This window comes from Olsenella uli (assembly GCF_016900775.1).
Lineage (GTDB): Bacteria > Actinomycetota > Coriobacteriia > Coriobacteriales > Atopobiaceae > Thermophilibacter > Thermophilibacter uli_A.
Genome location: NZ_JACJKN010000012.1, coordinates 55433 through 80412, shown reverse-complemented (window position 1 = coordinate 80412; position 24980 = coordinate 55433). Strand labels below are relative to the sequence as shown.

The window sequence follows — 24980 nt, the reverse complement described above, 5'->3', positions numbered from 1 at the left end:
AGATGTGTATAAGAGACAGCTCGGAGGCCACCCGCCACGTCATGCAGGCCAACCGGAGCAAGGACACCAAGCCCGAGCTCACGGTGCGCGCCGCGCTGCGGGAGGCAGGCCTCACGGGCTATCGGCTCCACTGGAGGAAGGCCCCGGGTCATCCCGACGTGTGCTTCCCGGGCCGGCGCGTGGCCATCTTCGTGCACGGGTGCTTCTGGCACCGCTGCCCGCACTGCTCGCCCTCGCGGCCCAAGACGCACTCGGCCTTCTGGCAGGACAAGTTCGCGCGCAACCGCGCCCGCGACGCCCGCGACAGCGCGCTGCTCGTGGAGGCGGGCTGGACCGTCGTGGTAGTGTGGGAGTGCCGCCTCAAGGGCGCCCGCCTCGAGCCGACCATGCGCGAGGTCGTCTCGGTGGTGCGCGCGGCGGGGGAGGGGCGGCTTCCCGCCCGCGTCATCGAGGTCGGCTCCGCGCCGGCCTGGGTGCTCCGCATGCGCCGCTCGCGCCGCAAAACGCGACGCTCCTAGGCTCTGCCCCCGCCGCTCGCCCGCCGGAGCGCCCCCATCGGCGCGGGGAGGGTGTAGGCTTGCTGGAGGGGCGTCGTGCCCCGAGCAGCTTCGGTCAGGGAGGGCCCGGGATGTCTACCTACGTGTTCTCGGACGTGCACGGTCACCGCGCCGCGCTCGAGCGCGCCCTCGACCGCATCTCCCCCTCCGCGGACGACCGCTTCTTCTGCCTGGGCGACATGATCGACCGCGGGCCCGACCCGGTGGGCGTCCTCAGGGTGGTGCGCTCGCTTCCCAACGCGACCGCCCTCATGGGCAACCACGAGGACCTCATGATCGAGTGCGTGGGCAACCCCGGCGACGGCTTCGCGGCCATGAACTGGGGCCTCAACGGCGGCGCCATGACCTCGGCCGGCCTCTCCGAGATAGAGGAGGACGAGGCCAACGACCTCATCGACTGGGTTGCCGGCCTGCCGCGCTGGTCGAGCGCGCGCGTGGAGGGGCGGCTCTTCCTCCTCGTGCACGCGGGCGTGCGCCTCGGCCGCGTCGCGCCGGAGGCGTGGGGGGACGCGGCGGTGGAGGCGTTCTTCTCGGCGCAGGACCCCGAGGACCTCACGTGGATCCGGGAGGACTTCTGGGGCGCGGCGGCGGGCCTCTCGGGCGGGGACGCGCGCGGCCCCGTGGTGGTGGCCGGCCACACCCCGACCCCCTACCTCGAGCGGATGGCCCACGAGGTGGACCGCCCCGCCGTAGGCGCGGACGGACTCGCCCGGATGGTGCGCGTGGGCGCGGACCGCTGGGACGTGGATAGCGCCGCGGCGGCGGGCGCGGGCCTGGGCCAGGTGCTCGTCCTGAGGCTCGAGGACGAGCAGGAGTTCTACGAGCCGGTCCGCGAGGGCGAGTAGTCTCGCCGGCTTGTGCCACAATACTTGCCTAAAAGGGGACAGGCCCCTTTTAGGCAACTTCGAGAGAGAACATGGGCCTTGAGATGAGCGCCGGCGCGTCGGGGTTTCTCCACGGCGCGCTCGGCTTCACAACCGAGAAGGACGGCTGGGTCCGCCCGGCGCGCCTCGCCCCGGAGCAGCTGCGCGCCGTGGGGAGCGTCCGCGCCTGGCACCCGGGGCTCTACCGGCAGCTCGCCGTGGCCACGGCGGGGGTCTGCCTCGAGATGGAGACCGACGCCACCCGCCTTGCGCTCGAGGCGCGCATGGACCCCATCCCGCGCGGGGCGGCCGCCGTGCTCGCGGACGTCGAGCGCCACCCGCAGGGCCCGCGGCCGCCCTTCGACGGCCTTGTCGCCGTCGTGGACGGACGGCGCCTGCCGCTTGCGCAGCCGGACGAGAAGAACCTCGTCACGTGGCTCCTCGACGACCCCGCGGCCGGTCCCGAGCCCGGCCTCCAGCACCTTCCCGGCATGGGGGAGCCCCACCACGTGCGCATCTGGCTGCCGTGCCTCACCTCGTGCGCCGTGCGCACCGTCACCTGCGACGGGACCTACCTCGAGCCCGTGGCCGCGCGCCGGCAGCTCGTCGTGCTCGGGGACTCCATCGCGCAGGGCTTCGTCGCGCGCGACCCGTCGCGTTCCTGGTGCGCGCTTCTCGCGGAGCACCTGGGGCTCGACCTCGTGAACCAGGGGCTGGGCGGCCAGGTCTTCCAGCCCGGCTCGCTCGTCGGGCTCGCCGAGCGCGCGGACGCGGCGGCCGTCGTCGTGGAGTTCGGCGAGAACTACCGCTACGAGCCCTGCCAGGCCGCGCGCGTGGAGCGCGACGTGCGCACCTACCTCTACGAGCTCGACGAGGCGTTCCCCGAGGCGCCGATCTGGGTCCTCACCTGCCCGCCGCACACCGAGGACGTCTACCCCACCCACCCGAGGAGCTGCGCGGCGGCGGTGGACGCGATCATCCGCGCCGCCGTGCGCGCCCACCCGCGGATGCGCCTCGTCGAGGCCGCGCCGCTGCTGGACGCGGGGCGCCTCCCGGAGCTGCTCGCGGACGGCTCGGACCACCCCGGCCCCCTCGGGCAGGAGATGATGGCCGAGCGGCTCTCGTTTGTCATAGACGCCACGTGTGACGAGCCCGCCGTGCGGCGCGAGCGCGCCCTCCAGCTTGCGGAGGGCCTCGGCGAGGACGCGCTGCCCCTCGCGGAGTGCCTGCGCCGGGGCGCGGGCGAGGTCCTTCTCGCCGAGAAGGGCGCCATCGTGGTGGGCCTCTCGGGAGGCATGCGGATCGTGGCCGGGCCGAGCCGCCGGCTCGTGCGCCGGGCGCTCACCTGCCTCGGCGCCGCGGGCGGTGTCACCTGCGTCTGCGGAAAGCGCGCGCTCGCCCGCGAGGTGGCCCGCGCCCTCGGCGGGCGCGAGCGTCCCTGCCACGTGGTCGTGTGGCGCGAGGGCACGCCCCCGATTGACCCCTCGCGCGACATCCGCGTGCTCACCCCGGCCTATGCGGGCGTGGTGCGCGAGCGCTACGCGCATCCGGAGTACCTCGCGCCCGGCGAGCTCGAGGCGGCGCTTGAGGCGGGGAGGTTCCTCGGCGGCTTCGAGGGCGGCAGGATCGTGGGCTTTGTGGGCGAGCACGAGGAGGGCTCGATGGGCATGCTCGAGGTCTTCGAGGGGCACCGGCGCGAGGGCTGGGGGACGGCGCTCGTCGCGGCGAAGGTCGCGGCGCACCTGGCCGCGGGCGAGCTCCCCTGGGCCGAGGTCTGGCCGGACAACGACGCCTCGCTCGCGCTCGAGCGCGCCATGGGCTTCGAGGTGCGCCCGGCGGAGGCGCTCTGGTTCGTCTCGTAGGGGGCGCGGGGCCGCCCGCGGCCCGGGAGGACGGGCGCCCCCGCTCCACCAAGGGTCCACAAATCGATAAAATCTTCGCGCAAAAACGCTGTAATAATTGTGATATTCGCTGGTAACACTTACAATGCTCGCCGCGTGACGGGTCGGGGACCCGCGCGCGTGATCAGATACCAGACCGTTTGGAGCATATATGAGCAAGCTGAGGGGCCGTGCGCTCGAGGACGAGTTCTGCGACATCGTGAGGGAGCTCGGCGGCGACGCCGAGGGCCGCGCCGCCGGCGACGCCTACCTCGAGGCCGCGCACCCGATCGTCGAGCACGACGGCACGTCCACGTGGGCGCTCACGCCCAAGGTCCTCGGCACCGCTGAGATCGAGATCTTGTCCGAGGCGGCCGAGACCATGGGTCGCATCCTCGAGAAGCTCACCGAGCGCTACCTCGTCGACCCCGACCTGAGGGCGCTTTTCGGGCTCGACCCCAAGGCCGAGGAGCTGACGCTCATCCCCACGGGCTACGAGCAGGTCATCCCCTTCGCCCGTCTTGACGTCCTCTTCAACGAGGAGACCGGCGACTTCACCTTCGCCGGCGTCTCCACCGACAGCGCCGTGGGCACCACCGTGGCCGTCGACGTGACCCGCGCCATCCAGCGCACCGAGTCCTACCGCCGCTTCGCCGAGCGCCACCGCTCGATCGAGACCTTCGACATCGCCGACGGCCTGCTCGCGGCGCTGCGCGAGACCTATCAGTCCTGGGCCAACGCCGACACCGGCACCCACCACCCCGAGCGCCCGGTCGTGGGCATCGTCGACTACGCCGAGAGCGCCTCGGAAGGCGAGTTCGCCGACCTCATCGAGCGTATGGCGGACGAGGGCGTCTTCGCGCGCTTCGTGGACATCCGCGACCTGCGCATCGAGGAGGCCGCAGGCACGCGCCGCCTCGTGGACTCCCAGGGTCCCATCGCCTGCGTCTACCGCCGCGCCCTCGTTGGCGAGATGCTCGAGAAGCCCTGCGAGGGCGTTGACGCGCTCGTCGAGGCGGCCCGCCGCGGCCTGGCCTGCGTGATCGGTGGCTTCCGCACCTGGCCGGCCTCCGTGAACTCGCTCTTTGCCGTGCTGCACTCCAAGGCCGCCGAGTCCGTCCTCGACCCGATCGAGCTCGCCTTCGTGCGCGCCCACGTCCCCGAGGCGCACGTCCTCACGCGCGACAGCGACATCAACCGCTACCTCTCCGAGCAGGACGGCTGGCTCGTGCGCCCCGCCGGCGCCTACCGCGCGCCCGAGGCCGTCGCCGGCGTCGACCGCATGGACCGCGACGAGTGGTGGCGCGTCCTTCTCGCCGCGTGCGAGGAGGGGGCCACGATCGAGCGCCTCGACCCGGCCTACCGCACGCCCGTCATCGTGGGCGGCGCCACCCCGCGCCCGGACGGCTCCGACCCGGCCGAGCCCGTCGAGGTCAACAACCTGCTCGGCCTCTTCCTCTTCCGCGGCAAGTTCGGCGGCGTCTACGCCCGCTGCGCCTACGAGGGGGTCATGGGCGAGTGGGGGCACCGCCTCGACATGGGCTGCCTCGTCGTCAACGAGTAGGGGGCTGACATGGCGGAAGGCGAGAACAGGCTCGCGCCCGGGCTCACGGGGAGACTCTCCGAAGCGGCGACGTCCGCCGTCGCGGAGCGGCTCGCGTCCGGCGAGCTCTCGCCCTTCGCCTGCCGCGACGCCTCCGCCATCCGCCGCGACTCCTGCGACCGCGACCGCGACACCTGCGTCCGCCCCGCCTTCGTGCGCGATGCCGAGAAGGTCGTGCACCTGCCGGCCTACAACCGCATGGCGGGAAAGACGCAGGTCTTCTCGTTCCGCGCGAACGACGACCTCGCGCGGCGCGGCCTGCACGTGCAGCTCGTGGCCCGCGTGGCGCGCGACATCGGGCGCGCCCTCGGGCTCAACCTCGACCTCATCGAGGCCATCGCGCTCGCGCACGACCTCGGGCACACGCCCTTCGGCCATGCCGGCGAGCGCTTCTTGAACGACGTCTTCCACGCCCGCACGGGGCGCTGGTTCTTCCACAACGTGCAGAGCGTGCGCGTGGTGGACGTGCTCGCCGGGCGCAACGTGAGCCTGCAGACCCTCGACGGCGCCCTCTGCCACAACGGCGAGTTCGAGCAGCAGGCCTTTGAGACGAGCGGCCTCGCGGAGTTCGACACCTTCGACCGCGTGGTGGCCTCCTGCTGGGAGTGCGGCGACGAGACGATCTCCCACCTGCGCCCTATGACGCTCGAGGGATGCGTGGTGCGCGTCTCCGACATCATCGCCTACGTGGGCAAGGACCGCCAGGACGCCATCCGTGCCGGCCTCTGCTCCGAGGACACCTTCGACGACGGCCTCGGCGGCGCCTACAACGCCTGGGCGCTCTCCGCCTTCGTGGCCGACGTCGTGGAGCACAGCGTGGGCCGCGACCACATCGAGATGAGCCCGGAGGGCTTTGCCGAGATGCGCCGCGCCAAGCGCGAGAACTACGAGAAGATCTACGGCGCGGGCGAGGTCAACGGCGACTTCTCCGCCGAGGTCCGCGAGCTCTTCTCGGCCCTCTACGACCACGAGCTCGCAGCGCTTGCGGCCGGCGACGAGTCCGCGGCGATCTTCGCGCACCACGTGGCGCCGACCGAGCGGCGCCTCGCGTACTACGGCCGCGCCTACGACTGGGAGTCCGACCCCGACCAGACCGTTGTGGACTTCATCTCCGCGATGACCGACGACTACTTCATCGCCACCTGCGAGGCGCTCTTCCCCCACGCGGCGGAGCTCTTCCCGAGCCGCGGGTACTTCTCGGCCGCCGTCCGCCCGTAACCTGACAAAGGTGTCAGGGCACTTTGTCAGGTTGGCTGCCTCGTGGCGGCTACGTTGGCTCTTCCCGCGCAAACCGGGTGCGATTGGGCGGCACGTTTGATGGCCCTCCTCGCGTCGATGCCCTCCCGGGCCCTGGGAGGCCCTCATCCGCCAGGTTCCTGCTGTCGTTGGGTGGCATCCTTGATGTGGGCGCGGACCGGGCATCAAAGATGCCACCCAACGGAGGGGAGTTTACGCGCGGGGAGGCCCCTCCGCGGACGCGGCGCCGCCCATCCACCCAATCGCGCGACCCTCCTGGCGGGGCGGCGCCCCTCGGGCGGTGGTCACCGCTTTGACATGCCTGCCCGCACGGGTAGAATGGCCTCCGGCCTGGGGAGAGGGGACTGCATGGCGCTGACGAGAAGGACCAAGAGGATTGTGGCCGCGGTGGCGGGCGCGCTCGTCGCGCTCGTGCTCGTGGGCCTGGGATTCGTGGGCAACTTCCTCGTGGACTTTGCGCTCAACCCGCACGCCGAGGTCTCGATGGCGCGCTCGATGGACTCGGGCGAGGTCGCCGTCTCGGAGGAGTACGAGGAGGCCCCCAAGCTCGACGCCGCCTACGCCGAGCAGGCCGCCGCGTGGTTCGAGGCCTCGCGCGAGAGCGTGGCGCACGTGGCCTCGGACGGGGCCACGCTCCTGGGCTGGCGGCTCGACGGCGCCGAGGGGGGCGCCTACGCGGACGGGCACACCTGGGCCGTGGTCTGCCACGGCTACGCGGGCGAGCCCGCCGACATGGCCAAGTACGCCTACCACTTCGCGCAGATGGGGATGAACGTGCTCACGCCCGCGGCGCGCGGGCACGAGCGCAACGTCGACACCGGCCTCATCCAGATGGGCTGGGCCGACGCGCACGACCTTCTCGGCTGGGTCGAGGACATCGTCGCCGCCGACCCCGAGGCCCGCATCATGCTCTTCGGCACCTCCATGGGCGGCTTCGAGGTCATGGCGGCCTCCGGGCTGGACGGGCTCTCCGAGAACGTGCGCCTGATCATGGAGGACTGCGGCTACACGAGCGTGTGGGACGAGTTCGAGCTCCAGCTGGGCGAGGTCTTCGGCCTGCCGAGCTTTCCCATCCTCAACGTGGCCGACGCGGCGTGCCTGCTGCGGGCGGGCTACACCTTCGAGAGCGCGTCGGCCGTGGAGAGCCTGCGCAAGTCGAGCGTCCCCATGCTCTTCATCCACGGGGATGCCGACGACTTCGTGCCCTTCTCGATGCTCGACGAGTGCTACGAGGCCTGCGCGAGCGAGCAGAAGGAGAAGCTCGTCGTCCCCGGCGCCGGCCACGGCCTCTCCGCGAGCACCGATCCCGAGCTCTACTGGTCCACGGTGGACGCCTTCGTCGAGAAGCATCTGAACGCGCTGCCATAGCGCACCATTGACCTCCAGATTGGAGGCGCGCCTTTGAGGTGGGCGGTCGAACAAGGGGCCGCGATCGGCTCAGGGGAGCCCGGAGGGACTACGGGGCGAGGGGCGACGCCGGGCACGGCCATGGCGCCGCCGCGCCCGTCTGGGTGCGTGGGCTGACCTGCTGAGACCCCTCGTTTTCCGAGGGAGGCGGGCGGCCCTGCGCTCAATGGCGTACAATCGTTCCCATGGATACCTTGTTCACGCGCGTCGAGACCGCGCGCAAAAACGACAACGCCCCGCTCGCCGCGCGCATGCGGCCCACCACGCTCGACGGCTACGTCGGCCAGGCGCAGGCCGTGGGCCCGGGCTCGTGGCTCAGGCGCGCCATCGAGCACGACACGCTCTCCTCGGTCATCCTGTACGGCCCGGCCGGCACGGGCAAGACCACGCTCGCGCGGATCATCGCCAACTCCACGCACGCGGAGTTCGTCGAGGTGAGCGCCATCACGGGCACGGTGAAGGACCTCCGGCGCGAGATCGAGGCCGCCGAGTCCCGGCTGCTCACGCTCGGCCGGCGCACCATCCTCTTCGTGGACGAGATCCACCGCTTCAACCGCAGCCAGCAAGACGCGCTGCTCCACGCCGTCGAGGACCGCATCGTGGTCCTCGTGGGCGCCACCACGGAAAACCCCTACTTCGAGGTCAACTCGGCCCTCATCTCGCGCAGCCGCGTCGTGGAGCTCACCGCGCTCGACGACGCGTCGGTCCGCGAGCTCGTCCGCCGCGCCGTGGCGGCGCCGGAGGGCCTGGCCGGGCGCTTCGAGCTTACGCCGGAGGCGGAGGACGAGATCGTGACCCTTGCCGGCGGCGACGGCCGGGCGGCCCTCACCTCGCTCGAGCTCGCCTCCCAGATGGTGGACGCCCCGGAGGGGGGCGCCGCCGCGGGCGAGAAGGACGCGCCCGCCCCGCCCCGCATCACGCGCGACCACGTCGTCGAGGCCAACCCCCGCCGGGGGCTTCCCTACGACAAGTCCGGCGACATGCACTACGACGTCATCTCCGCCTTTATCAAGTCCATGCGCGGCAGCGACCCGGACGCCGTGCTCTACTGGCTCGCCCGGATGCTCGACGCGGGGGAGGACCCCAAGTTCATCGCCCGGCGCATCATGATCTGCGCCTCGGAGGACATCGGCAACGCGGACCCGCAGGCCCTGCTCGTCGCGCACGCCGCCTTCCGGGCCACCGAGGTCATCGGCATGCCGGAGTGCCGCATCAACCTGGCGCAGGCGGCCACCTACCTCGCCCTCGCGCCCAAGTCCAACGCCGCGGAGGCGGGCATCGACGCCGCGCTCGAGGAGGTCCGCCGAGGCCCCCGGCGCGAGGTGCCCAGCCACCTGCGCGATCGGCACCGCCCCGGCTCGGACGAGTACGGCCCCTACCTCTACCCGCACAACTACCCGGGCGGCTGGGTGCCCCAGCGCTACCTGCCCGAGGGGCTCGAGCGCGGGTGCTTCTACCAGGCGAGCCCGCGCGGCTGGGAGGCCTGGCGGCAGGAGGCGATCGGCCGCGACGTCGCGGACGCCGAGAAGGGCGGGAATGACGGCGGCGCACTTGGGTAGAATGAAAGCTCGGGGCACCACGTCCCCGGGACGGACGCTCTAAGGAGGGCGCTATGGACTACCTGCAAATCGCTTTGCTCGTGCTGGTCGTCGTCGGGGTGTGGGCCGTCGTCGAGATCGCCCTCGCGGCGCGCAGCGCCCGCCGCGACATCGAGAAGGTCGCCACCTCGGCCAACGACCTCATAGAGCAGGTCCAGCCGGTCGTGGCCAAGCTCGACGGCGTGGTCGACGAGCTCGAGCCCGCCGCCAAGCACATGGCCCCGCTCGCCGAGCGCGCCGAGAGCGCCGTGGCCGCGGCCAACGTCTCCGTGGAGCGCCTGAACGGCATCCTGGCGGACGTCTCCTCGGTCTCCGGCACCGCATCGAGCGTCACCGGCGCGGTCAACCGCGTGGCCGAGAGCGCGGCCTCCGGCGTGGCAAGCGTCGTGTCCCGGATCACCGGGTCCGGCCCCGCCGAGCGCGCGGCCCAGCTCGAGGAGGCCGCGGAGGCCGGGCACGTGGAGCCCGCCGCGCGCCCCGACCGCGCCCCCGTCCGCTACGTCGACTACGGCGAGGTGTCCGCCGCCGACGCCCCCGCAACCGAGGACACCGAGCAGGAGCAGTGATGACCGAGAAGAACGTGCGCCTCTGCGTCCCCGCCGAGGCAGGATTTGCCCGCTCCGTCCGCATGACGGCCTCCACCCTGGCCGTCTGCTGCGACATGAGCGTCGATGACGTGGAGGACGTGCGCATGGTCGCGGAGGAGGGCTTCGTCTACGCCTGCGCGACGGCGCCCGAGGCCGTCGACGTGTCCTTCTCGCTTGCGCCGGACGCCATGACGATGGACTTCTCGCTTGGCGAGGAGGAGCCCGACGACGAGTCCATCGACCTCGTCGAGGTGCTGCTCTCCGCCGTGTGCGACGTGTTCTCCGTCTCCGAGGACGGTCGCGTCCTGCACCTCGTCAAGCGGGCGGGGGACGCCCATGGCGAGTAGGGACCTCTCCGAGCGGCGCGCCGCCCGCGCGGGCTCGGGCGCGCGTGCGGGCCGGGCCGCCTGGGACAAGGACCGCACGCGGGAGCTCTTCCGCCGCTACAAGGAGCAGGGGGATGCCGAGGCGCGCGACCAGCTGATCGTGAGCCACCTCAACCTCGTCCGCTTCCTCGCGTCCAAGTTCAAGAACCGCGGCGAGTCCCTCGAGGACCTCGTCCAGGTGGGCACGATCGGCCTCATCAAGGCGATCGACCGCTTTGACCCGGAGCGCGGGCTGGAGTTCACCACGTACGCCACGCCCACGATCATGGGCGAGATCAAGCGCCACTTCCGCGACAAGGGCTGGTCGGTGCGCGTGCCGCGCCGCCTGCAGGAGCTCTCCGCCAAGGTCAACCAGGCCACCGACGAGCTGGTGAACCAGCTGCAGCGCAGCCCCTCCGTGGCCGAGATAGCCGACCACCTGGGCGCCTCGGTCGACGAGGTGCTCGAGGCGATGGAGTCCTCGAGCGCCTACAGCTCGGTGCCGCTCGAGGGCGGCGGGTCCTCCGACGACGAGGAGGCCCCCTCCGTCATAGACCACTACGCCACCGAGGACGCCGACCTCGCCGCCACCGACGACCGCATCGTGCTCGAGCAGGCCGTCGCCGACTTCTCCCCGCGCGAGCGCGAGGTCGTCAAGATGCGCTTCGAGGACGGACTCACCCAGGTTGAGATCGCCGAGCGCCTGGGCATCTCCCAGGTCCAGGTCTCGCGCCTCCTGCGCCGGACGCTGCGCCGCATCCAGGACAAGATCGATCCGGAGGGCCGCCTGTCCCCAAATAGGCAGCCAAACAGGTAACGGGGAGGAGAGACATGGATCAGAGGGCGGCGCGCGTGCGACTTGCCTGCCTCAGGGTGTGGACCGTCGTGGGGGCGATCCTCGTGGCGGCCGTCGCGCTCATGGTGCTGGGCCGGCTCTCGAGCGTGCTTCTGTTCCTCGCGACGGGCTGCCTCATCGCGTATGTGGCCTCGCCGCTCGTCAACTGGCTCGCGCGCCATCGCGTGCCGCGCGGCATCGCCTCCATCCTGGGCGTCATCGTGGTCGCCCTCGCGGTGGTGCTGCTCTTCTCGCTCATCATCCCGCTCTTCTTCGCGCAGATGACCGACCTTTTGCGCGACCTGCCGGCCCGCATCTCCGAGATGGGGTCGTGGCTCGCCGAGCTCGAGCGTCAGCACGACATCCTCAAGCAGATCGGCGAGTACGTGGACACGAGCTCGCTCGTGAGCTCGCTCCAGAGCATCCTCTCGGGCCTCGTCTCCGCGCTGCTCGGCGCCATCAGCAACGGGCTCGTCCCCGCCGTGAGCAACATCGCGTCGGCGGTCTTCACCGTGTTTCTCGGCCTCGTCTTCGCGTTCTGGCTCGTGTGCGACTACCCGCGCATCAACGACGAGATCTGCCTCGTGCTCGGCCCCCGGCGCTCGGAGAACTACCGCGTCACGCTCGCGGTGGTGTCGCGCTCGGTGGGCGGCTACCTGCGCTCCACCCTCATCGACTCCATCATCCAGGGCAGCCTCGCGTGCGTGGGCTTCATGCTCGCCGGCCACCCCTACGCGGGCCTCATGGGCGTGCTCTCCGGCGTGCTGAACTTCGTCCCGGTGGTGGGCCCGTCCATCTCGGCGATCGTGGCCACCGGCGTGGCGCTCTTCTACAGCCCCGCGATGGCGTTTTGGACCATGGTCGCCGCCATGGTGGCGCAAAACGTCACGGACAACCTCATCGTGCCGCGCATCAACCAGTCCACGATGCAGATCCACCCCGTGCTGTCACTGCTCGCCATCATGATCGGCTCGGCCGTCATGGGGCCGCTCGGCATGGTCGTGGCCATACCGCTGTGCGCCATCGCCAAGGGCCTCTTCGTCTTCTACTTCGAGACGCGCACGGGCGAGCAGGTCGTGTCCTACGACGGCGCGCTCTTCAAGGGCACGCCCTTCCACGACGCCTCCGGCAACCCCGTCCCCGCGAGCGACGCCCTCGGCGAGGAGCGCTTCGCGGAGTCGGAGATCATGCCGGCGCCGCGCGAGGGCGCGGACGCCACCGCCGCCCCGCGCCCCAAGCGCCCGATAGAGCGGCTCGTCGAGCGCCTGCGCTCGGGCGAGAAGGACGAGGGGTAGGGAGGGGCCGTCGCCCGACCTGACAGATTCCTCCGGGACCTTTGTCACGCCCGTCCTTCTCGCCGGCGTTTTCCCTGCGCTATAATCATGCGATTGTGTATGCAGAGAAGCCCGAGCGTAGGGGAGCGATATGAGCACCGCCGACTACAAGACCATGACCACCGCCGAGATCCGCGAGGACTTCCTCCGGTTCTTCGAGAGCAAGGGCTGCAAGCTCTACCCCTCGTCGTCGCTCGTGCCCGACGACCCGTCGCTCTTGCTCACCAACGCGGGCATGAACCAGTTCAAGGAGTACTACCAGGGCATCAAGACCATGCCCGAGATCGGCGCCTGCTCCTGCCAGAAGTGCCTGCGCACCAACGACATCGAGAACATCGGCGACGCCACGCACCTCTCGTTCTTCGAGATGCTCGGCAACTTCTCCTTTGGCGGCTACTCCAAGGCCGACGCCATCGCCTGGGCCTATGACTTCATCACGGGCCCCGAGCACCTGGGCCTGCCGCCCGAGCGCCTCTACATGACGGTCTTCGAGAACGACGACGAGGCCATCGAGCTCTGGCACGAGCAGGGCGTCCCCTACGACCACATCTCGCGCCTCGGCGAGAAGGACAACTTCTGGGCGGCCGGCCCCACCGGCCCCTGCGGCCCGTGCTCGGAGATCTACTTCGACCAGGGCGAGGAGTTCGGCTGCGGCAAGCCCACGTGCGGCCCCGGCTGCGACGACTGCAACCGCTTCCTCGAGTTCTGGAACCTCGTCTTCACGCAGTACGACCGCCAGGAGGACGGCTCGCTGCCGGAGCTGCCGCACCGCAACATCGACACCGGCATGGGCCTCGAGCGCATCGCCGCCATCATGCAGCACAAGGGCACCAACTATGACGGCGACCTGCTGAGTACGCTCATCGGCGTGGGCGAGCGCCTCTCCGGCCATGCCTACGGCACCGACGCCGCGCGCGACCGCTCCCTGCGCATCGTGGCCGACCACGCCCGCGCCGTCACGTTCATGATCGGCGACGGCATCCTGCCGGGCAACGAGGGCAGGAGCTACGTGCTGCGCCGCCTTCTGCGCCGCGCCGTCTACCACGGCCGCCTCGCTGGCATCCAGGGCGCGTTCCTCGGCTCCTACGTCGAGGAGATCTGCCGCCTCATGGGCGACAACTACCCGGCCATCGTGGAGGGCCGCTCGCTCATCGACGGCATCGTCGCGGCCGAGGAGGAGCGCTTCGGCGCCACGCTCGACGCCGGCGAGGAGAGCCTCGCGGCCGAGCTCGCCCGGCTCGGCGAGGGCGCGCAGCTCCCCGGCGAGGTGGCCTTCAAGCTGCATGACACCTACGGCTTCCCCATCGACCTCACGCGCGAGATCTGCGCCGCCTCCGGCCACGACGTCGACATGGACGCCTTCGACGCCTGCATGACCGAGCAGCGCGAGCGCGCCCGCGCCAGCGCCAACCGCGACGCCTGGGGCACCTTCAACGACGTCTGGACCGCGCTCTCCGACCGCCTGGCGGCCACCGAGTTCTGCGGCTACGACAGGGACGAGGCCCCCGCGCGCGTGCTCGCCCTCGTGGCGGACGGCGCCGAGGTCGAGCGCGCCGAGCAGGGCCAGGAGGTCGAGGTCGTCCTCGACGCCACACCCTTCTACGCCGAGATGGGCGGCCAGGTGGGCGACACCGGCTCTATCACGACGGCTGCGGGCGCCCGCCTGCGCGTCACCGACACCAAGGTCAAAAACGGCCTCTACGCCCACGTGGCTGAGGTCGAGGAGGGCGCGCTCGCCGTGGGCGACGAGGTGTGCGCCGCGATCGACGCCGGCCGTCGCGAGCTCATCCGCCGCAACCACACCGCCACGCACCTGCTCGACGCCGCGCTCAAGAAGGTCCTGGGTGACCACGTCTCCCAGGCGGGCTCCCTTGTGGCCCCCGACCGCCTGCGCTTCGACTTCACGCACTTCGAGGCCATGACGGCCGACCAGATCGCCCGCGTGGAGGGCATGGTCAACGCCGAGATCTTCGCCGCCGAGCCCATCGTCACCCGCGTCATGGGCATCGACGAGGCCAAGGCCTCCGGCGCCGTCGCGCTCTTTGGCGAGAAGTACGGCGAGCGCGTGCGTGTGGTCTCCACCGGCGAGTCCGACGCGCCCTTCTCGCGCGAGCTCTGCGGCGGCACGCACGCGAAGAACACCGCCGACCTCGGTCTCTTCAAGATCGTCTCCGAGGGTTCGGTGGGCTCCAACGCCCGCCGCATCGAGGCCGTGACCTCGATGGGCGCGATCGAGTACGTGGACGAGCGCCTGCTCGCCCTCGACGAGGTCGCGGCCAAGCTCAAGTGCCGCCCGGACGCCGTCGCCGAGCGCGTGGCCGCGCTCGAGCACGAGCTGCGTGAGACCAGGAAGGCCCTCGAGGCCGCCACGACCGGCGCCGGCGCCTCGAAGGTCGCGGACGCCTACCAGGCCGCCGTCCAGCTCGACGGCTACAAGGCCGTGGTCGCCCGCATCGACGGCCTCACCGGCAAGGAGATGCGCTCGGCCTGGGACGGCATCCGCGACGCCGCGGGCGGCGAGCCGGTGGCCTGCGTCATCGCCTCCGCCACGCCCGACGGCAAGGTCGCGCTTCTCGCCGGCGGCACGGACGGCGCGGTCTCCGCGGGCTTTGCCGCGGGCGCCATCATCAAGGACATCGCCGGCCTCGTGGGCGGCCGCGGCGGCGGCCGGCCCAACATGGCGCAGGCGGGCGGCTCGGACGCCTCCGGCATCGACGCCGCGCTCGACGCCGCGCGCGCCGCGCTGGGCATCTAGTGCGGGCGCTCGCGCTCGACATCGGCGAGGCCCGCGTGGGCGTGGCGGTGAGCGACCCGGCCGGGCGCGTGGCCTCGCCGGTCTGCGTCCTTCCCGCCCAGGAGGTGCTCGCGCACGCGGCGAGCTTCCGGCGGGTGCTCGAGGACTGGGAGCCCGAGCTTCTCGTCTGCGGTCGTCCGATGACGCTCGCGGGCGAGGAGGGGCCGCAGGTGGCGCGCGTGCGCGAGCAGGCCGAGCGCATCGCCGCCGCATGCGGGCTTCCCCTGGAGTTTGAGGACGAACGTTTGTCCTCAGCCGAGGCTAAGCGTATCCTGAGGGAACAGGGGCTCAGCGAGCGTGCCATGCGCGGCAAGGTCGACATGGTCGCGGCGAGCCTGTTTCTGCAATCCTGGCTTGACGCCAGACACAACTGAGAGGGCACGATGGCAACACCCACCAACCGGACCCCGCGGCATGGCGGGTCTCACTTTGGGGCGAGCGACCAGGGGCAGGCGCCCCAGGGCACCTCGGCCCAGCCCGTCGCCCGGCCCCGTCCGCGCGCGCAGGCGAGCGCGCCTCGGCAGGGCGGCGCGCCGGCGAGTACCGGCCTCTCGGGCGCCCGCGTCTCGAGCCGCACCGCCGCCGCCACCCGGCGCGCCGGCAGCCGCAGCGTGCACCACGGCGGCAGGAGCCGCCGCAGGAGCCGCGCGCCCTTCATCGTGCTCGGCCTCGTGGCCGTGGCCGCCGTGCTCGCGGTGGTCTTCGTCGTGCTGCCGAGCCTGGGCTCCGGCGGCTCCTCGGACGACGCGCAGACGGTTGCCGAGGGCACCGTCGTGCCCGTGAGCGTCCCGGAGGGCTCGGGCGCCTCCGCGGTCGCGGACCTGCTCTACGAGGCCGGCCTCATCTCGGACAAGAGCGAGTTCCTCAACCAGGCGCGCCGCATGAACGCCGAGCAGAGCATCAAGAGCGGCAGCTACTCCTTCACCGCCGGCTCCGACCTCTCCTCCATCATCAACCAGCTCACGACGGGTCCCAACGCGGAGATTACGCTCACCATCCCCGAGGGCTACACGCTCGCGCGCATCGCGGGCGCGGTCCAGGAGGTGCTGCCCATCACCGCCGACGAGTTCCTCGCGCAGGCCAAGGCATCCAACTACGTCGCCGACTACTCCTTCCTCGAGGGCGTCCAGAACGACTCGCTCGAGGGGTTCCTCTTCCCCAAGACCTACAGCTTCTCCAGCACCGAGGTCTCCGCGGACGAGGTCATCCGGATGATGCTCGACCAGTTTGAGACCGAGCTCGCCACGCTCGACCTGAGCTACCCCACCTCCGACGGCCTCTCCGTCGCGCAGATGGTGAACCTCGCCTCCATCGTCGAGAAGGAGTCCACCCCCAACACGCGCGCGCAGGTGGCTGCCGTCTTCTACAACCGCCTGGACAACATGGGCGAGCCCAACTACGGCTTCCTCCAGTCCGACGCCACGACCGCCTACTCGGTGGGGCACGACCCCTCGGCCTACGAGGTCCATGACGAGTCCGACCCCTACAGCACCTACGCGCACCAGGGCCTGCCGCCGACGCCGATCTGCAGCCCGGGCCTCGAGTCCCTGCAGGCGGTCTGCTCGCCCGACCAGGAGTACGTCGACGGCGGCTACTTCTACTTCTTCTTCTGGACCAACGATGCCGGCGAGACGGAGTACGCCTTCAGCAGGACGTACGACGAGCACCTCCAGGCCATCGCCAACAACTCGTAGGGCCGCAGGACATGGGACTTCTTCGCGCCTGGCGCTACGTGGCCTCGCTCCCCCTCGTCGACGTGGGCGAGCTTGCCGAGAAGAACGTGCGGCTCGTCCTGCTCGACCGCGACAACACGTGCGTCCCGCGCGACGCCTCCTCGGCCCCGCCCGAGGTCGCGGCCTGGCTCGACGCCGCGCGGGAGGCCGGGATCGGGCTTTGCCTCGTCTCGAACAACTTCCACTCGAGCCAGGTGGGCCGCACGGCCCGCGAGCTCGGCGTCGCCTGCGTCGACCACGCCATGAAGCCCGCGCCCTTCGCCCTGCGTCGCGCGATGCGCCTCATGGGCGCGACGCCCGACGAGACCGTCATGATTGGCGACCAGGTCTTCACTGACGTCGCCGCCGGCAGCCTTGCCGGCGTCCGCACCATCCTCGTGCGCCCGCAGTCCCGAAGCGACCTCTGGTACACGCACGTCTTCCGCGTCTTCGAGCGCCTTGCCCTGCGCGGCGTCGCCTTCGAGGGTGAGTGAGGCCCTTCGCCTATTCGGGGACAGGCCCGCGCGGCTCCTGCTAGAATCGAGGGCGGCACGTCGCGCAAGGGAGGTTCGGTGCTGGTACAGGGTGGGGGATACGTCGTTCACGAGGGGTGCGACCACATCTTCTTCGTCGGGTTTCTCGGCGCGGGCAAGTCGACCCTCGCCCGGAATCTCGGCGCCCTCTTCCACCGCCCGCACGTGGACACGGACCGTCTTGTCGAGCGCAGGCTCGGCAGGTCGGTCGCCGAGATATTCGCGCGCGACGGCGAGGCGGTGTTTCGCGACGCGGAGACCGCCGAGCTGCGCCGGCTCGCGGGCCGGAAGTCCCTGCTCGTGAGCTGCGGCGGCGGCATCGTTGAGCGGCAGGAGAACTGCTCGCTCATGCACGAGATGGGCGTCGTCGTGTACCTCGACGGCGACCTCGCTGACTCGCTCCGGCAGATTCGCTGCCCGGAGCGCCGGCCGGACCTCGGCTCCGCCGAGCACGCCGAGCGGGTGTACCGGCACCGCCGCCCGCTCTACGAGGCGGCGGCCGACGTCACCATCGACATCAGGAACAAGACGTTCGAGCAGGTCGCCCACGCGGCGGCGCAGCTGCTCTGGGAGAGGGGGCTCTTATGAGCGAGAACGAGGCGGCGGCCGCGGAGCTGCCCGAGATCCGGCCGCAGCGCCAGTGGGTGACCCTGCGCGGCGGCTCGATGGACGTGAGGGGAGGGCTCGGCATCTCGTCGAACGTCGCGCATGACCTGCGCTCGGTCGTCGGCAAGCCCCACTCCTGCGCGCTCGTGCGCGAGGCGGGCGCGCCTGCGGGCCTCGTCGACGCGCTCCACCGCGACCTCTCCGACGAGGGCTTCGACGTCCGTCCCCTCGAGATGCCGGCCGGGGCGTGCGACCTCGCGCGCGTCCAGGCGCTCGACGTCCTTCTCGCCGAGGAGCACATCACCGCGGACGACCTCGTCGTCGCCGTGGGCGGCTACGAGACGCTCTCGGTGGCCTCCTTTGCCTGCTCCTCGTGGTGCGGCGGCACCTCGCTCGCCGAGGTCCCGCTCGACGCCGCGAGCGCGCTCGTCGCCGGGGCCACGCCCCGCGCCCTCGACCTGCCCGGGCTTCCCCGCATGGTGGTCCAGGACGGCTCGGCGCGCTTCTCGATCATCGACATCGGCCTCTTTGACCTCGACCCGGCGGGGGAGCCCGCGCGCCTTGCCTTCGCTCTCATGGCGCAGACGGCCGCCTGCGACTCCAACAAGGCCTTCGAGCGCCTGTGGGACGCCACGGACGATCTCGTCTCCGGCGACGTCGCCGCCACGCTCGCGCAGCTCCTCGACTCGGTCAAGAGCCGCGGCCGGGTGGTCTCGTCCACGGCGGTCTCCACCCGGCAGTCCATCGGCTACGCGATGGACCTCGCCCGCCCGCTGCGCACCCTCCTGGGGCCCGAGGTCCCCGCCTCGAGCCTGATCGCGGACGGGATGCGCTTCGCGGCGCGCCTCGCCGCCGCCCAGGACCAGCTCTCCCTGGACGACATGTTCACGCAGGACGAGCTGCTCGAGCGCCTTGGCCTCGGCACCGTGGAGGCGAGCGTGGACGCCGACGCCCTCATCGCCGCCATGCGCGAGGAGCGCTACCGCCGCACCAACCGCTTCATGCTCGCGCTGCCCCGCTCGCTCGGCCGGGTGCGCCTCTCCATGGTGCCGGACGACCTCCTCGCCGAGCACGTCGGCGCCTGGTGCGCCTCGCGCCCCAGCTAGCCCGGCGCAACGCGCGCCTCTCGACCCTCCCGCCGCCTGGGGGCGGCAACCGACAGCACCTCAGAGACTAAGGAGAAGAACATGGCAGACAGCACGGCGTGCGCCGGGCGCGTGGAGCGCCTGCGCGCCCTCATGGCGGAGCGCGGCTACGACGCGGTCATCTTGCGCAACAACCCCGACCTGCGCTGGCTCACCGGCGCCGAGCGCACCTTCGACGACGAGGTCGCCCACACGGCCGTCGTCACCGCCGAGCGCCTCTGGCTCCACACGGACTCGCGCTACTACAACACCTTCCTCGAGCGGCTCGGGGAGGGGTGCGCCTGGGAGATCGACCAGGAGGCCGTCGCCCCCGCCGCCTGGGCGGCCGCGCGCGTCTGCGCGGCGCGCGCCCGGGTCGTGGCCGTGGAGGACACCTGCGACCTCGCGTTCTTCGACGCCTTCAACGCCGAGCTCGCCGCGGCCTCCGTCGCGTGCCTCACGCCGCGCCTCCACGCCGACATCTGCGACCTGCGCATGGTGAAGGACTCCGAGGAGGTCGGGCTCATGCGCCGCGCGCAGCACGTGACCGACGCCGCCTTCGACCACATCTGCGGCTTCATCCGCGCGGGCCAGACCGAGCAGGAGATCCGCGTGGAGCTCGAGAACTACATGCTCAGCCACGGCGCCGACGCCCTCTCCTTTGGCACGATCATCGCGGCCGGGCCCAACGGCGCGAACCCGCACGCGCAGCCGGGCCCCTACGTCGTCAAGCGCGGCGACCTCATCGTGATGGACTACGGCGCCGCCGTCTGCGACTACCACGCCGACATGACGCGCACCGTCTGCGTGGGCGAGCCCACCGACGAGCAGCGCCGCGTCTACGACGTCGTGCGCCGCGCCCACGAGGCGTGCGCGGCCGCCGTGCGCGCCGGCGTGGTGGGCAGGGACATCCACCAGATCGCCGTGGACGTCATCTCCGAGGCGGGCTACGGGGAGAACTTCGGCCACGGCCTCGGCCACGGCGTGGGACTCGAGATTCACGAGCGCCCCAACTTCAACAGCCGCTGGGACCGCCCGGTGCCGGCCGGCTCGGTCGTGACCATCGAGCCGGGCATCTACCTGCCCGGGCGCTTTGGCATCCGCCTCGAGGACTTTGGCCTCGTGACCGAGGCGGGCTTCGAGCCCTTCACCGAGTCCACCCACGACCTCGTGGTGGTGGACGCATAGCGCCAGCGGGGAAGGCACCCATTCTTTCGCCTATTTGGGGACAGGCCCCTTTTAGGCAAGTCTTTTCAGAGACTTGCCTAAAAGGGGCCTGTCCCCAAATAGGCGAAGGGGCCTGCCCCCGAACGACGTCCCGAGTAGGCGCCCCCGTTGATGTCGGAAATGTTAACGAGACACCTTCACGAGTTGTTCACAAGTTGGTAGAATATGGACGGTGCGTGAAGCAATGGGGGAGAAAGTGTGCAGGGGGAACCCAGTGCTTCGTGCACTGCTGTCCGTTAGGTAAGAGTCCGCGTTTGGAAAAGGAGGTATGCGGTGGTTAGCATTGTTCTAGCCAGTCACGGCTCGTTCGCCGAGGGCATCAAGATGTCCGGCCAGATGATCTTTGGCCCTCAGGAGAACGTTGCCGCCGTGACGCTCACGCCCGACATGGGGCCAGATGACCTCAGGGCGAAGATCCTCGACGCTGTCTCCGGCTTCGAGGACCAGGAGCAGGTCCTGTTCCTGGTTGACCTCCAGGGTGGCACGCCCTGGAACCAGGTCTCGCTCCTGCTGGAGGAGCACCCGACCTGGGTCGCCGTCGGCGGTATGAACCTGCCGATGCTCATCTCGGCCTACGGTGAGCGCATGGGCGCCGACACCGCCGCCGACGTCGCCAAGGCCATCTATCCCGAGGCCAAGGCCGGCGTCTGCATCAAGCCCGAGGAGCTCGCCCCCGCCGAGGCCGCGCCCGCGGCCGCAGCGGCTCCGGCGTCCGCCCCGACCGGCGCCATCCCCGAGGGCACCGTCCTCGGCGACGGGCACATCAAGTTCGTCATGTGCCGCGTCGACACCCGCCTGCTCCACGGCCAGGTGGCCACCACGTGGACCAAGCAGACCAACCCCGACCGCATCATCGTCGTCTCCGACGGCGTCGCCCACGACGAGCTGCGCAAGACGATGATCCAGCAGGCCGCGCCTCCGGGAGTCAAGGCCCACGTCATCCCCATCAAGAAGATGATCGAGGTCGCCAAGGACCCGCGCTTCGGCGCCACCAAGGCGATGCTGCTCTTCGAGACCCCGCAGGACCTTCTCGCCTGCGTCGAGGGCGGCGTGGACATCAAGGAGGTCAACCTCGGCTCGATGGCCCACTCCGTGGGCAAGGTCGTCGTGACCCAGGCCATCGCCATGGACCAGGACGACTACGACACCATCGAGAAGCTCGCGGCCAAGGGCATCAAGTTCGACGTCCGCAAGGTCCCCGCCGACTCGCCCGAGAACTTCGACTCCATGATGAACAAGGCCAAGTCCGAGCTGGCAGCCCAGGCATAAGAAGGAGGGAAACATGTCGGTATTCACAATCATCCTGATTGTCATCGTTGCCTTCCTCGCCGGCATGGAAGGCATCCTTGACCAGTGGCAGTTCCACCAGCCGCTCGTCGCGTGCACGCTCATCGGTCTGGTGAGCGGGCACCTCGAGGCTGGCATCATCCTCGGCGGCACCCTGCAGATGATGGCCCTCGGCTGGGCCAACGTCGGCGCGGCCGTCGCCCCTGACGCGGCCCTCGCGTCGGTGGCCTCCGCCATCCTCATGGTCATCGCCATCAACGGCGGCTCCGACCAGTCCACGGCCATCTCCACGGCCATCGCCGTGGCCGTCCCGCTGTCCGTGGCAGGCCTCTTCCTCACGATGATCGTCCGCACCCTCGCCATCCCCGTGGTCCACATCCAGGACGGCGCGGCGGCCAAGGGCAACTTCGCGGCCATCGAGCTCTGGCAGATCATCGCCATCTGCATGCAGGGCATCCGCATCGCCATCCCGGCGGCGGCCCTCTGCTTCATCCCGTCCGACGCCGTCATGGGCGCCCTCAACATGATGCCCGCGTGGCTCAACGAGGGAATGACGATCGGCGGCGGCATGGTCGCGGCCGTCGGCTACGCCATGGTCATCAACATGATGGCGACCAACGAGGTCTGGCCGTTCTTCGCGCTCGGCTTCTGCCTCGCCGCCATCTCCGAGCTCACCCTCATCGCCCTCGGCGCCATCGGCCTCTCCCTGGCCCTCATCTACCTGGGCCTCAAGGACGTCGCCAAGTCCGGCGCCGGCGCCATCGGCTCGGGCGACCCGCTGGGCGACATCCTGGACGACTACGAGTAGGAAGGGAGGAGAGTACACATGGCAGAGAACAAGATCACGCTGTCCCAGAAGGACCGCATCTCCGTTTGGTGGCGCCACCAGTTCCTCCAGGGCTCCTGGAACTACGAGCGCATGCAGAACGGTGGCTGGTGCTACTCCATGATCCCGGCCATCAAGAAGCTCTACACCAACAAGGATGACCAGATCGCGGCGCTCAAGCGTCACATGGAGTTCTACAACACGCACCCGTACGTGTCGTCGCCCGTCATCGGCGTCACGCTCGCCCTCGAGGAGGACCGCGCCAACGGCGCCCCCGTCGACGACACCGCCATCCAGGGCGTCAAGGTCGGCATGATGGGCCCGCTCGCCGGCGTCGGCGACCCGGTCTTCTGGTTCACCGCCCGCCCGCTGCTCGGCGCCCTCGGCGCCTCGCTTGCGATGGGCGGCTCCATCCTCGGCCCGATCCTCTTCTTCGTGGTGTGGAACATCATGCGCCTGGCGTTCATGTGGTACGCCCAGGAGTTCGGCTACAAGCTCGGCACCTCCATCACCAAGGACCTCTCCGGCGGCCTGATGGGCAAGATCACCGAGGGCGCCTCCATCCTCGGCATGTTCGTCATCGGCGGCCTGGTGGAGCGCTGGGTCTCCATCTCCTTCGCGCCGGTCGTCTCCACGGTCACGCAGTCCGAGGGCGCCTACATCGACTGGACTGCCATCGCCGAGACCGCCGAGAACGGCGGCCAGGGCGTTGCCGACGCCATCCACAGCGCGCTGTCCCAGTTCTCCTCGCTCGGCGCGACCGGCCTTGAGGTCGAGAAGGTCACCACGCTCCAGGCCAACCTCGACAGCCTCATCCCCGGCCTCGCCGCCGTGGGCGTGACGCTGCTGTGCTGCTGGCTGCTCAAGAAGAAGGTCTCCCCGATCGCCATCATCATCGGCATGTTTGCCATCGGCATCGTTGGTCACCTCATCGGCCTGCTCTAGGCCTCAGGCCCAGGCCCGACTTCTCGGGGCCGCGTCCCGCAGGAAGTGTCACAATGACCTTCCGGGGCGCGGCCCCGCTCTTGTACCACGGAGAGGAGCTTCCACGATGGCCCAATCTCAGAACACCAAGGTCGAGCTCACGACCCCCGCGTCGTCCTTCTCGGGGCTCTCCTCCTATGGCAACGTCATGGTGGGGGACCGGGCGTTCGAGTACTACAACGAGAAGAACGTCGAGGACTACATCCAGATTCCCTGGGACGAGATCGACCACGTGGCCGCCTCGGTGATGTTCGGCGGCCGGCTGATCCCGCGCTTCGCCATCTTCACCAAGCAGAACGGCCACTATGCGTTCTCCACCCGCAACAACCACGCCACGCTGCGCGCCATCCGCGACCACGTGGGCAACGAGAAGGTCGTGCGCTCGCTCAACTTCTTCGATGTGATAACGGCGGGCCTGCGCGGCCTCTGGCGTCGCATCACGCGCCGGGCGTGACGGGGGACGGGGGAGTTGCCGGCGCTCCGGCCGCGGTCACATGGTAGATATGTGACCGGGGCCGGAGCGCCGGCAACTCCCCCGTCACGACGGTGCTAGACTACATACCCGTATGCAGCACGACAAGAAAGGCGTCCCATATGGCAACCATCAGCACCGCAGACTTCAAGAACGGCATGGGCCTCAAGATCAACGACAAGTACTACACGATCGTTGAGTTCCAGCACGTCAAGCCCGGCAAGGGCGGCGCCTTCGTCCGCTACAAGATCCGCGACCTCAAGAGCGGCCGCGTGATCGATCAGACCTGCAACGCCGGCACCAAGTTCGAGAACGTGCAGCTCATCACCAAGGAGATGCAGTACCTCTACAACGACGGCGACACCTACTACTTCATGGACAACGAGACCTACGAGCAGGTGGAGCTCCCGGCCGACTTCATCGGCGACAACGCCAAGTGGTTCAAGGAGAACGACAACGCGCAGCTCCTCTACGCCGACACCGAGCTTCTGGGCGTGGAGCCCCCGATGTTCATCGAGGCCGAGATCACCGAGACCGACCCGGGCTTCAAGGGCGACACCGTCCAGGGCGGCACCAAGCCCGCCACCATCGAGACCGGCGCCGTGATCCAGGTCCCGATGTACCTCAACCAGGGCGAGCGCATCAAGGTGGACACCCGCACCGGCAAGTTCGTGAGCCGCGTGTAGCAGCTGCCGCAGCGCAACCATGACGGCCGTCGCCCCAGGGCGGCGGCCGTTTTTTCGCGCGGGAGGGACCGGGTCCGGGGCCCCGCTTGCGAGATTGCTTTATTACGCTAAAGTATTGCGGGGCATGACGCGAGGAGGGAGACCAATGCACGAGCGAGCAGCCGAGAAGAACGAGGTCACGAGGCTCCTCGCCGCGCTCTGCTCCCTCGAGACGCCCGAGGAGGCGCGCGCGTTTCTCGCCGACCTCTGCACCGCGCGCGAGATCGACGACCTCTCGCAGCGCCTCGAGGTCGCCTCGATGCTCTCCGCCGGCGCGTCCTACGTGGACGTCTCCCAGGCGACGGGGGCCTCGTCGACGACGGTGTCGCGCGTCTCCAAGTGCCTCAACGGCCCCGCAGGCGGCTACCGGACGGTCCTCGCGCGCATCGGCGACGGGGCGTGAC

The 24980-nt window shown here is 70.4% G+C and carries 24 protein-coding genes; all 24 read left to right on the top strand.

The window, feature by feature from the left end; genetic code table 11:
- Window positions 1-518, top strand: a 518-nt coding sequence (locus tag H6A23_RS08195) for a very short patch repair endonuclease (protein ID WP_204831705.1), incomplete at its 5' end; no start/stop codon positions are given.
- Between the two features lie 110 nt (window positions 519-628).
- Complete coding sequence (locus H6A23_RS08190; protein ID WP_204831704.1) at window positions 629-1402, top strand: metallophosphoesterase family protein; 774 nt, start codon at window positions 629-631, stop codon at window positions 1400-1402.
- 71 nt (window positions 1403-1473) lie between these two features.
- The gene (locus tag H6A23_RS08185) at window positions 1474-3282 is read left to right on the top strand and encodes a GNAT family N-acetyltransferase (protein ID WP_204831703.1); all 1809 of its coding nucleotides are present in this window, start codon (window positions 1474-1476) and stop codon (window positions 3280-3282) included.
- Between the two features lie 190 nt (window positions 3283-3472).
- Window positions 3473-4864: a hypothetical protein gene (locus H6A23_RS08180; RefSeq protein WP_204831702.1), complete on the top strand. Its 1392-nt coding sequence runs from the start codon at window positions 3473-3475 to the stop codon at window positions 4862-4864.
- A gap of 9 nt (window positions 4865-4873) precedes the next feature.
- Window positions 4874-6121 carry a deoxyguanosinetriphosphate triphosphohydrolase family protein gene (locus H6A23_RS08175; RefSeq protein ID WP_204831701.1) on the top strand — a complete coding sequence of 416 codons (1248 nt, stop codon included), beginning with the start codon at window positions 4874-4876 and terminating at the stop codon, window positions 6119-6121.
- Between the two features lie 387 nt (window positions 6122-6508).
- Complete coding sequence (locus H6A23_RS08170) at window positions 6509-7528, top strand: alpha/beta hydrolase (protein ID WP_204831700.1); 1020 nt, start codon at window positions 6509-6511, stop codon at window positions 7526-7528.
- Between the two features lie 224 nt (window positions 7529-7752).
- Window positions 7753-9126 (top strand): replication-associated recombination protein A, encoded by a 1374-nt coding sequence (locus H6A23_RS08165; RefSeq protein ID WP_204831699.1) that lies wholly within the window; start codon window positions 7753-7755, stop codon window positions 9124-9126.
- 53 nt (window positions 9127-9179) lie between these two features.
- A complete protein-coding gene (locus tag H6A23_RS08160) occupies window positions 9180-9731 on the top strand; it encodes a hypothetical protein (protein ID WP_204831698.1) in 552 nt (183 codons plus the stop codon).
- Window positions 9731-10099 carry an ATP-binding protein gene (locus tag H6A23_RS08155; RefSeq protein WP_204831697.1) on the top strand — a complete coding sequence of 123 codons (369 nt, stop codon included), beginning with the start codon at window positions 9731-9733 and terminating at the stop codon, window positions 10097-10099. Before H6A23_RS08160 ends, H6A23_RS08155 begins: the two co-directional genes overlap by 1 nt.
- Window positions 10089-10934 (top strand): SigB/SigF/SigG family RNA polymerase sigma factor, encoded by an 846-nt coding sequence (locus H6A23_RS08150; protein ID WP_204831696.1) that lies wholly within the window; start codon window positions 10089-10091, stop codon window positions 10932-10934. Before H6A23_RS08155 ends, H6A23_RS08150 begins: the two co-directional genes overlap by 11 nt.
- 14 nt (window positions 10935-10948) lie before the next feature.
- Window positions 10949-12247, top strand: coding sequence for an AI-2E family transporter (locus H6A23_RS08145; RefSeq protein WP_204831695.1), 1299 nt, complete (start codon window positions 10949-10951; stop codon window positions 12245-12247).
- A gap of 130 nt (window positions 12248-12377) precedes the next feature.
- Window positions 12378-15041 (top strand): alanine--tRNA ligase, encoded by a 2664-nt coding sequence (alaS, locus tag H6A23_RS08140; protein WP_204831694.1) that lies wholly within the window; start codon window positions 12378-12380, stop codon window positions 15039-15041.
- Entirely contained in the window at window positions 15041-15454 is a 414-nt protein-coding gene (gene ruvX, locus H6A23_RS08135) for a Holliday junction resolvase RuvX (RefSeq protein WP_204831693.1), read from the top strand. The genes alaS and ruvX overlap by 1 nt, the downstream gene beginning before the upstream one ends.
- 9 nt (window positions 15455-15463) lie before the next feature.
- Window positions 15464-16774, top strand: a complete 1311-nt coding sequence (mltG, locus tag H6A23_RS08130; RefSeq protein WP_204831692.1) for an endolytic transglycosylase MltG — start codon at window positions 15464-15466, stop codon at window positions 16772-16774.
- An 11-nt stretch (window positions 16775-16785) separates the two neighbouring features.
- Window positions 16786-17286: a YqeG family HAD IIIA-type phosphatase gene (locus tag H6A23_RS08125; protein WP_204831691.1), complete on the top strand. Its 501-nt coding sequence runs from the start codon at window positions 16786-16788 to the stop codon at window positions 17284-17286.
- 81 nt (window positions 17287-17367) lie between these two features.
- A complete protein-coding gene (locus H6A23_RS08120; protein ID WP_286165912.1) occupies window positions 17368-17913 on the top strand; it encodes a shikimate kinase in 546 nt (181 codons plus the stop codon).
- Window positions 17910-19037 carry a 3-dehydroquinate synthase gene (locus H6A23_RS08115; protein WP_204831689.1) on the top strand — a complete coding sequence of 376 codons (1128 nt, stop codon included), beginning with the start codon at window positions 17910-17912 and terminating at the stop codon, window positions 19035-19037. Before H6A23_RS08120 ends, H6A23_RS08115 begins: the two co-directional genes overlap by 4 nt.
- A gap of 81 nt (window positions 19038-19118) precedes the next feature.
- The gene (locus tag H6A23_RS08110) at window positions 19119-20243 is read left to right on the top strand and encodes a M24 family metallopeptidase (RefSeq protein WP_204831688.1); all 1125 of its coding nucleotides are present in this window, start codon (window positions 19119-19121) and stop codon (window positions 20241-20243) included.
- Window positions 20244-20555: 312 nt separating this feature from the next.
- Window positions 20556-21551: a PTS sugar transporter subunit IIB gene (locus tag H6A23_RS08105; protein ID WP_204831687.1), complete on the top strand. Its 996-nt coding sequence runs from the start codon at window positions 20556-20558 to the stop codon at window positions 21549-21551.
- Window positions 21552-21564: 13 nt separating this feature from the next.
- Window positions 21565-22377 (top strand): PTS mannose/fructose/sorbose transporter subunit IIC, encoded by an 813-nt coding sequence (locus H6A23_RS08100; protein ID WP_204831686.1) that lies wholly within the window; start codon window positions 21565-21567, stop codon window positions 22375-22377.
- Between the two features lie 18 nt (window positions 22378-22395).
- Entirely contained in the window at window positions 22396-23340 is a 945-nt protein-coding gene (locus H6A23_RS08095; protein WP_204831685.1) for a PTS system mannose/fructose/sorbose family transporter subunit IID, read from the top strand.
- Window positions 23341-23446: 106 nt separating this feature from the next.
- Window positions 23447-23833 carry a DUF956 family protein gene (locus H6A23_RS08090; RefSeq protein WP_204831684.1) on the top strand — a complete coding sequence of 129 codons (387 nt, stop codon included), beginning with the start codon at window positions 23447-23449 and terminating at the stop codon, window positions 23831-23833.
- Window positions 23834-23973: 140 nt separating this feature from the next.
- The gene (efp, locus tag H6A23_RS08085) at window positions 23974-24537 is read left to right on the top strand and encodes an elongation factor P (protein WP_075280558.1); all 564 of its coding nucleotides are present in this window, start codon (window positions 23974-23976) and stop codon (window positions 24535-24537) included.
- A 145-nt stretch (window positions 24538-24682) separates the two neighbouring features.
- Window positions 24683-24979, top strand: a complete 297-nt coding sequence (locus H6A23_RS08080; protein ID WP_204831683.1) for a YerC/YecD family TrpR-related protein — start codon at window positions 24683-24685, stop codon at window positions 24977-24979.
- Window position 24980 lies beyond the last annotated feature (1 nt).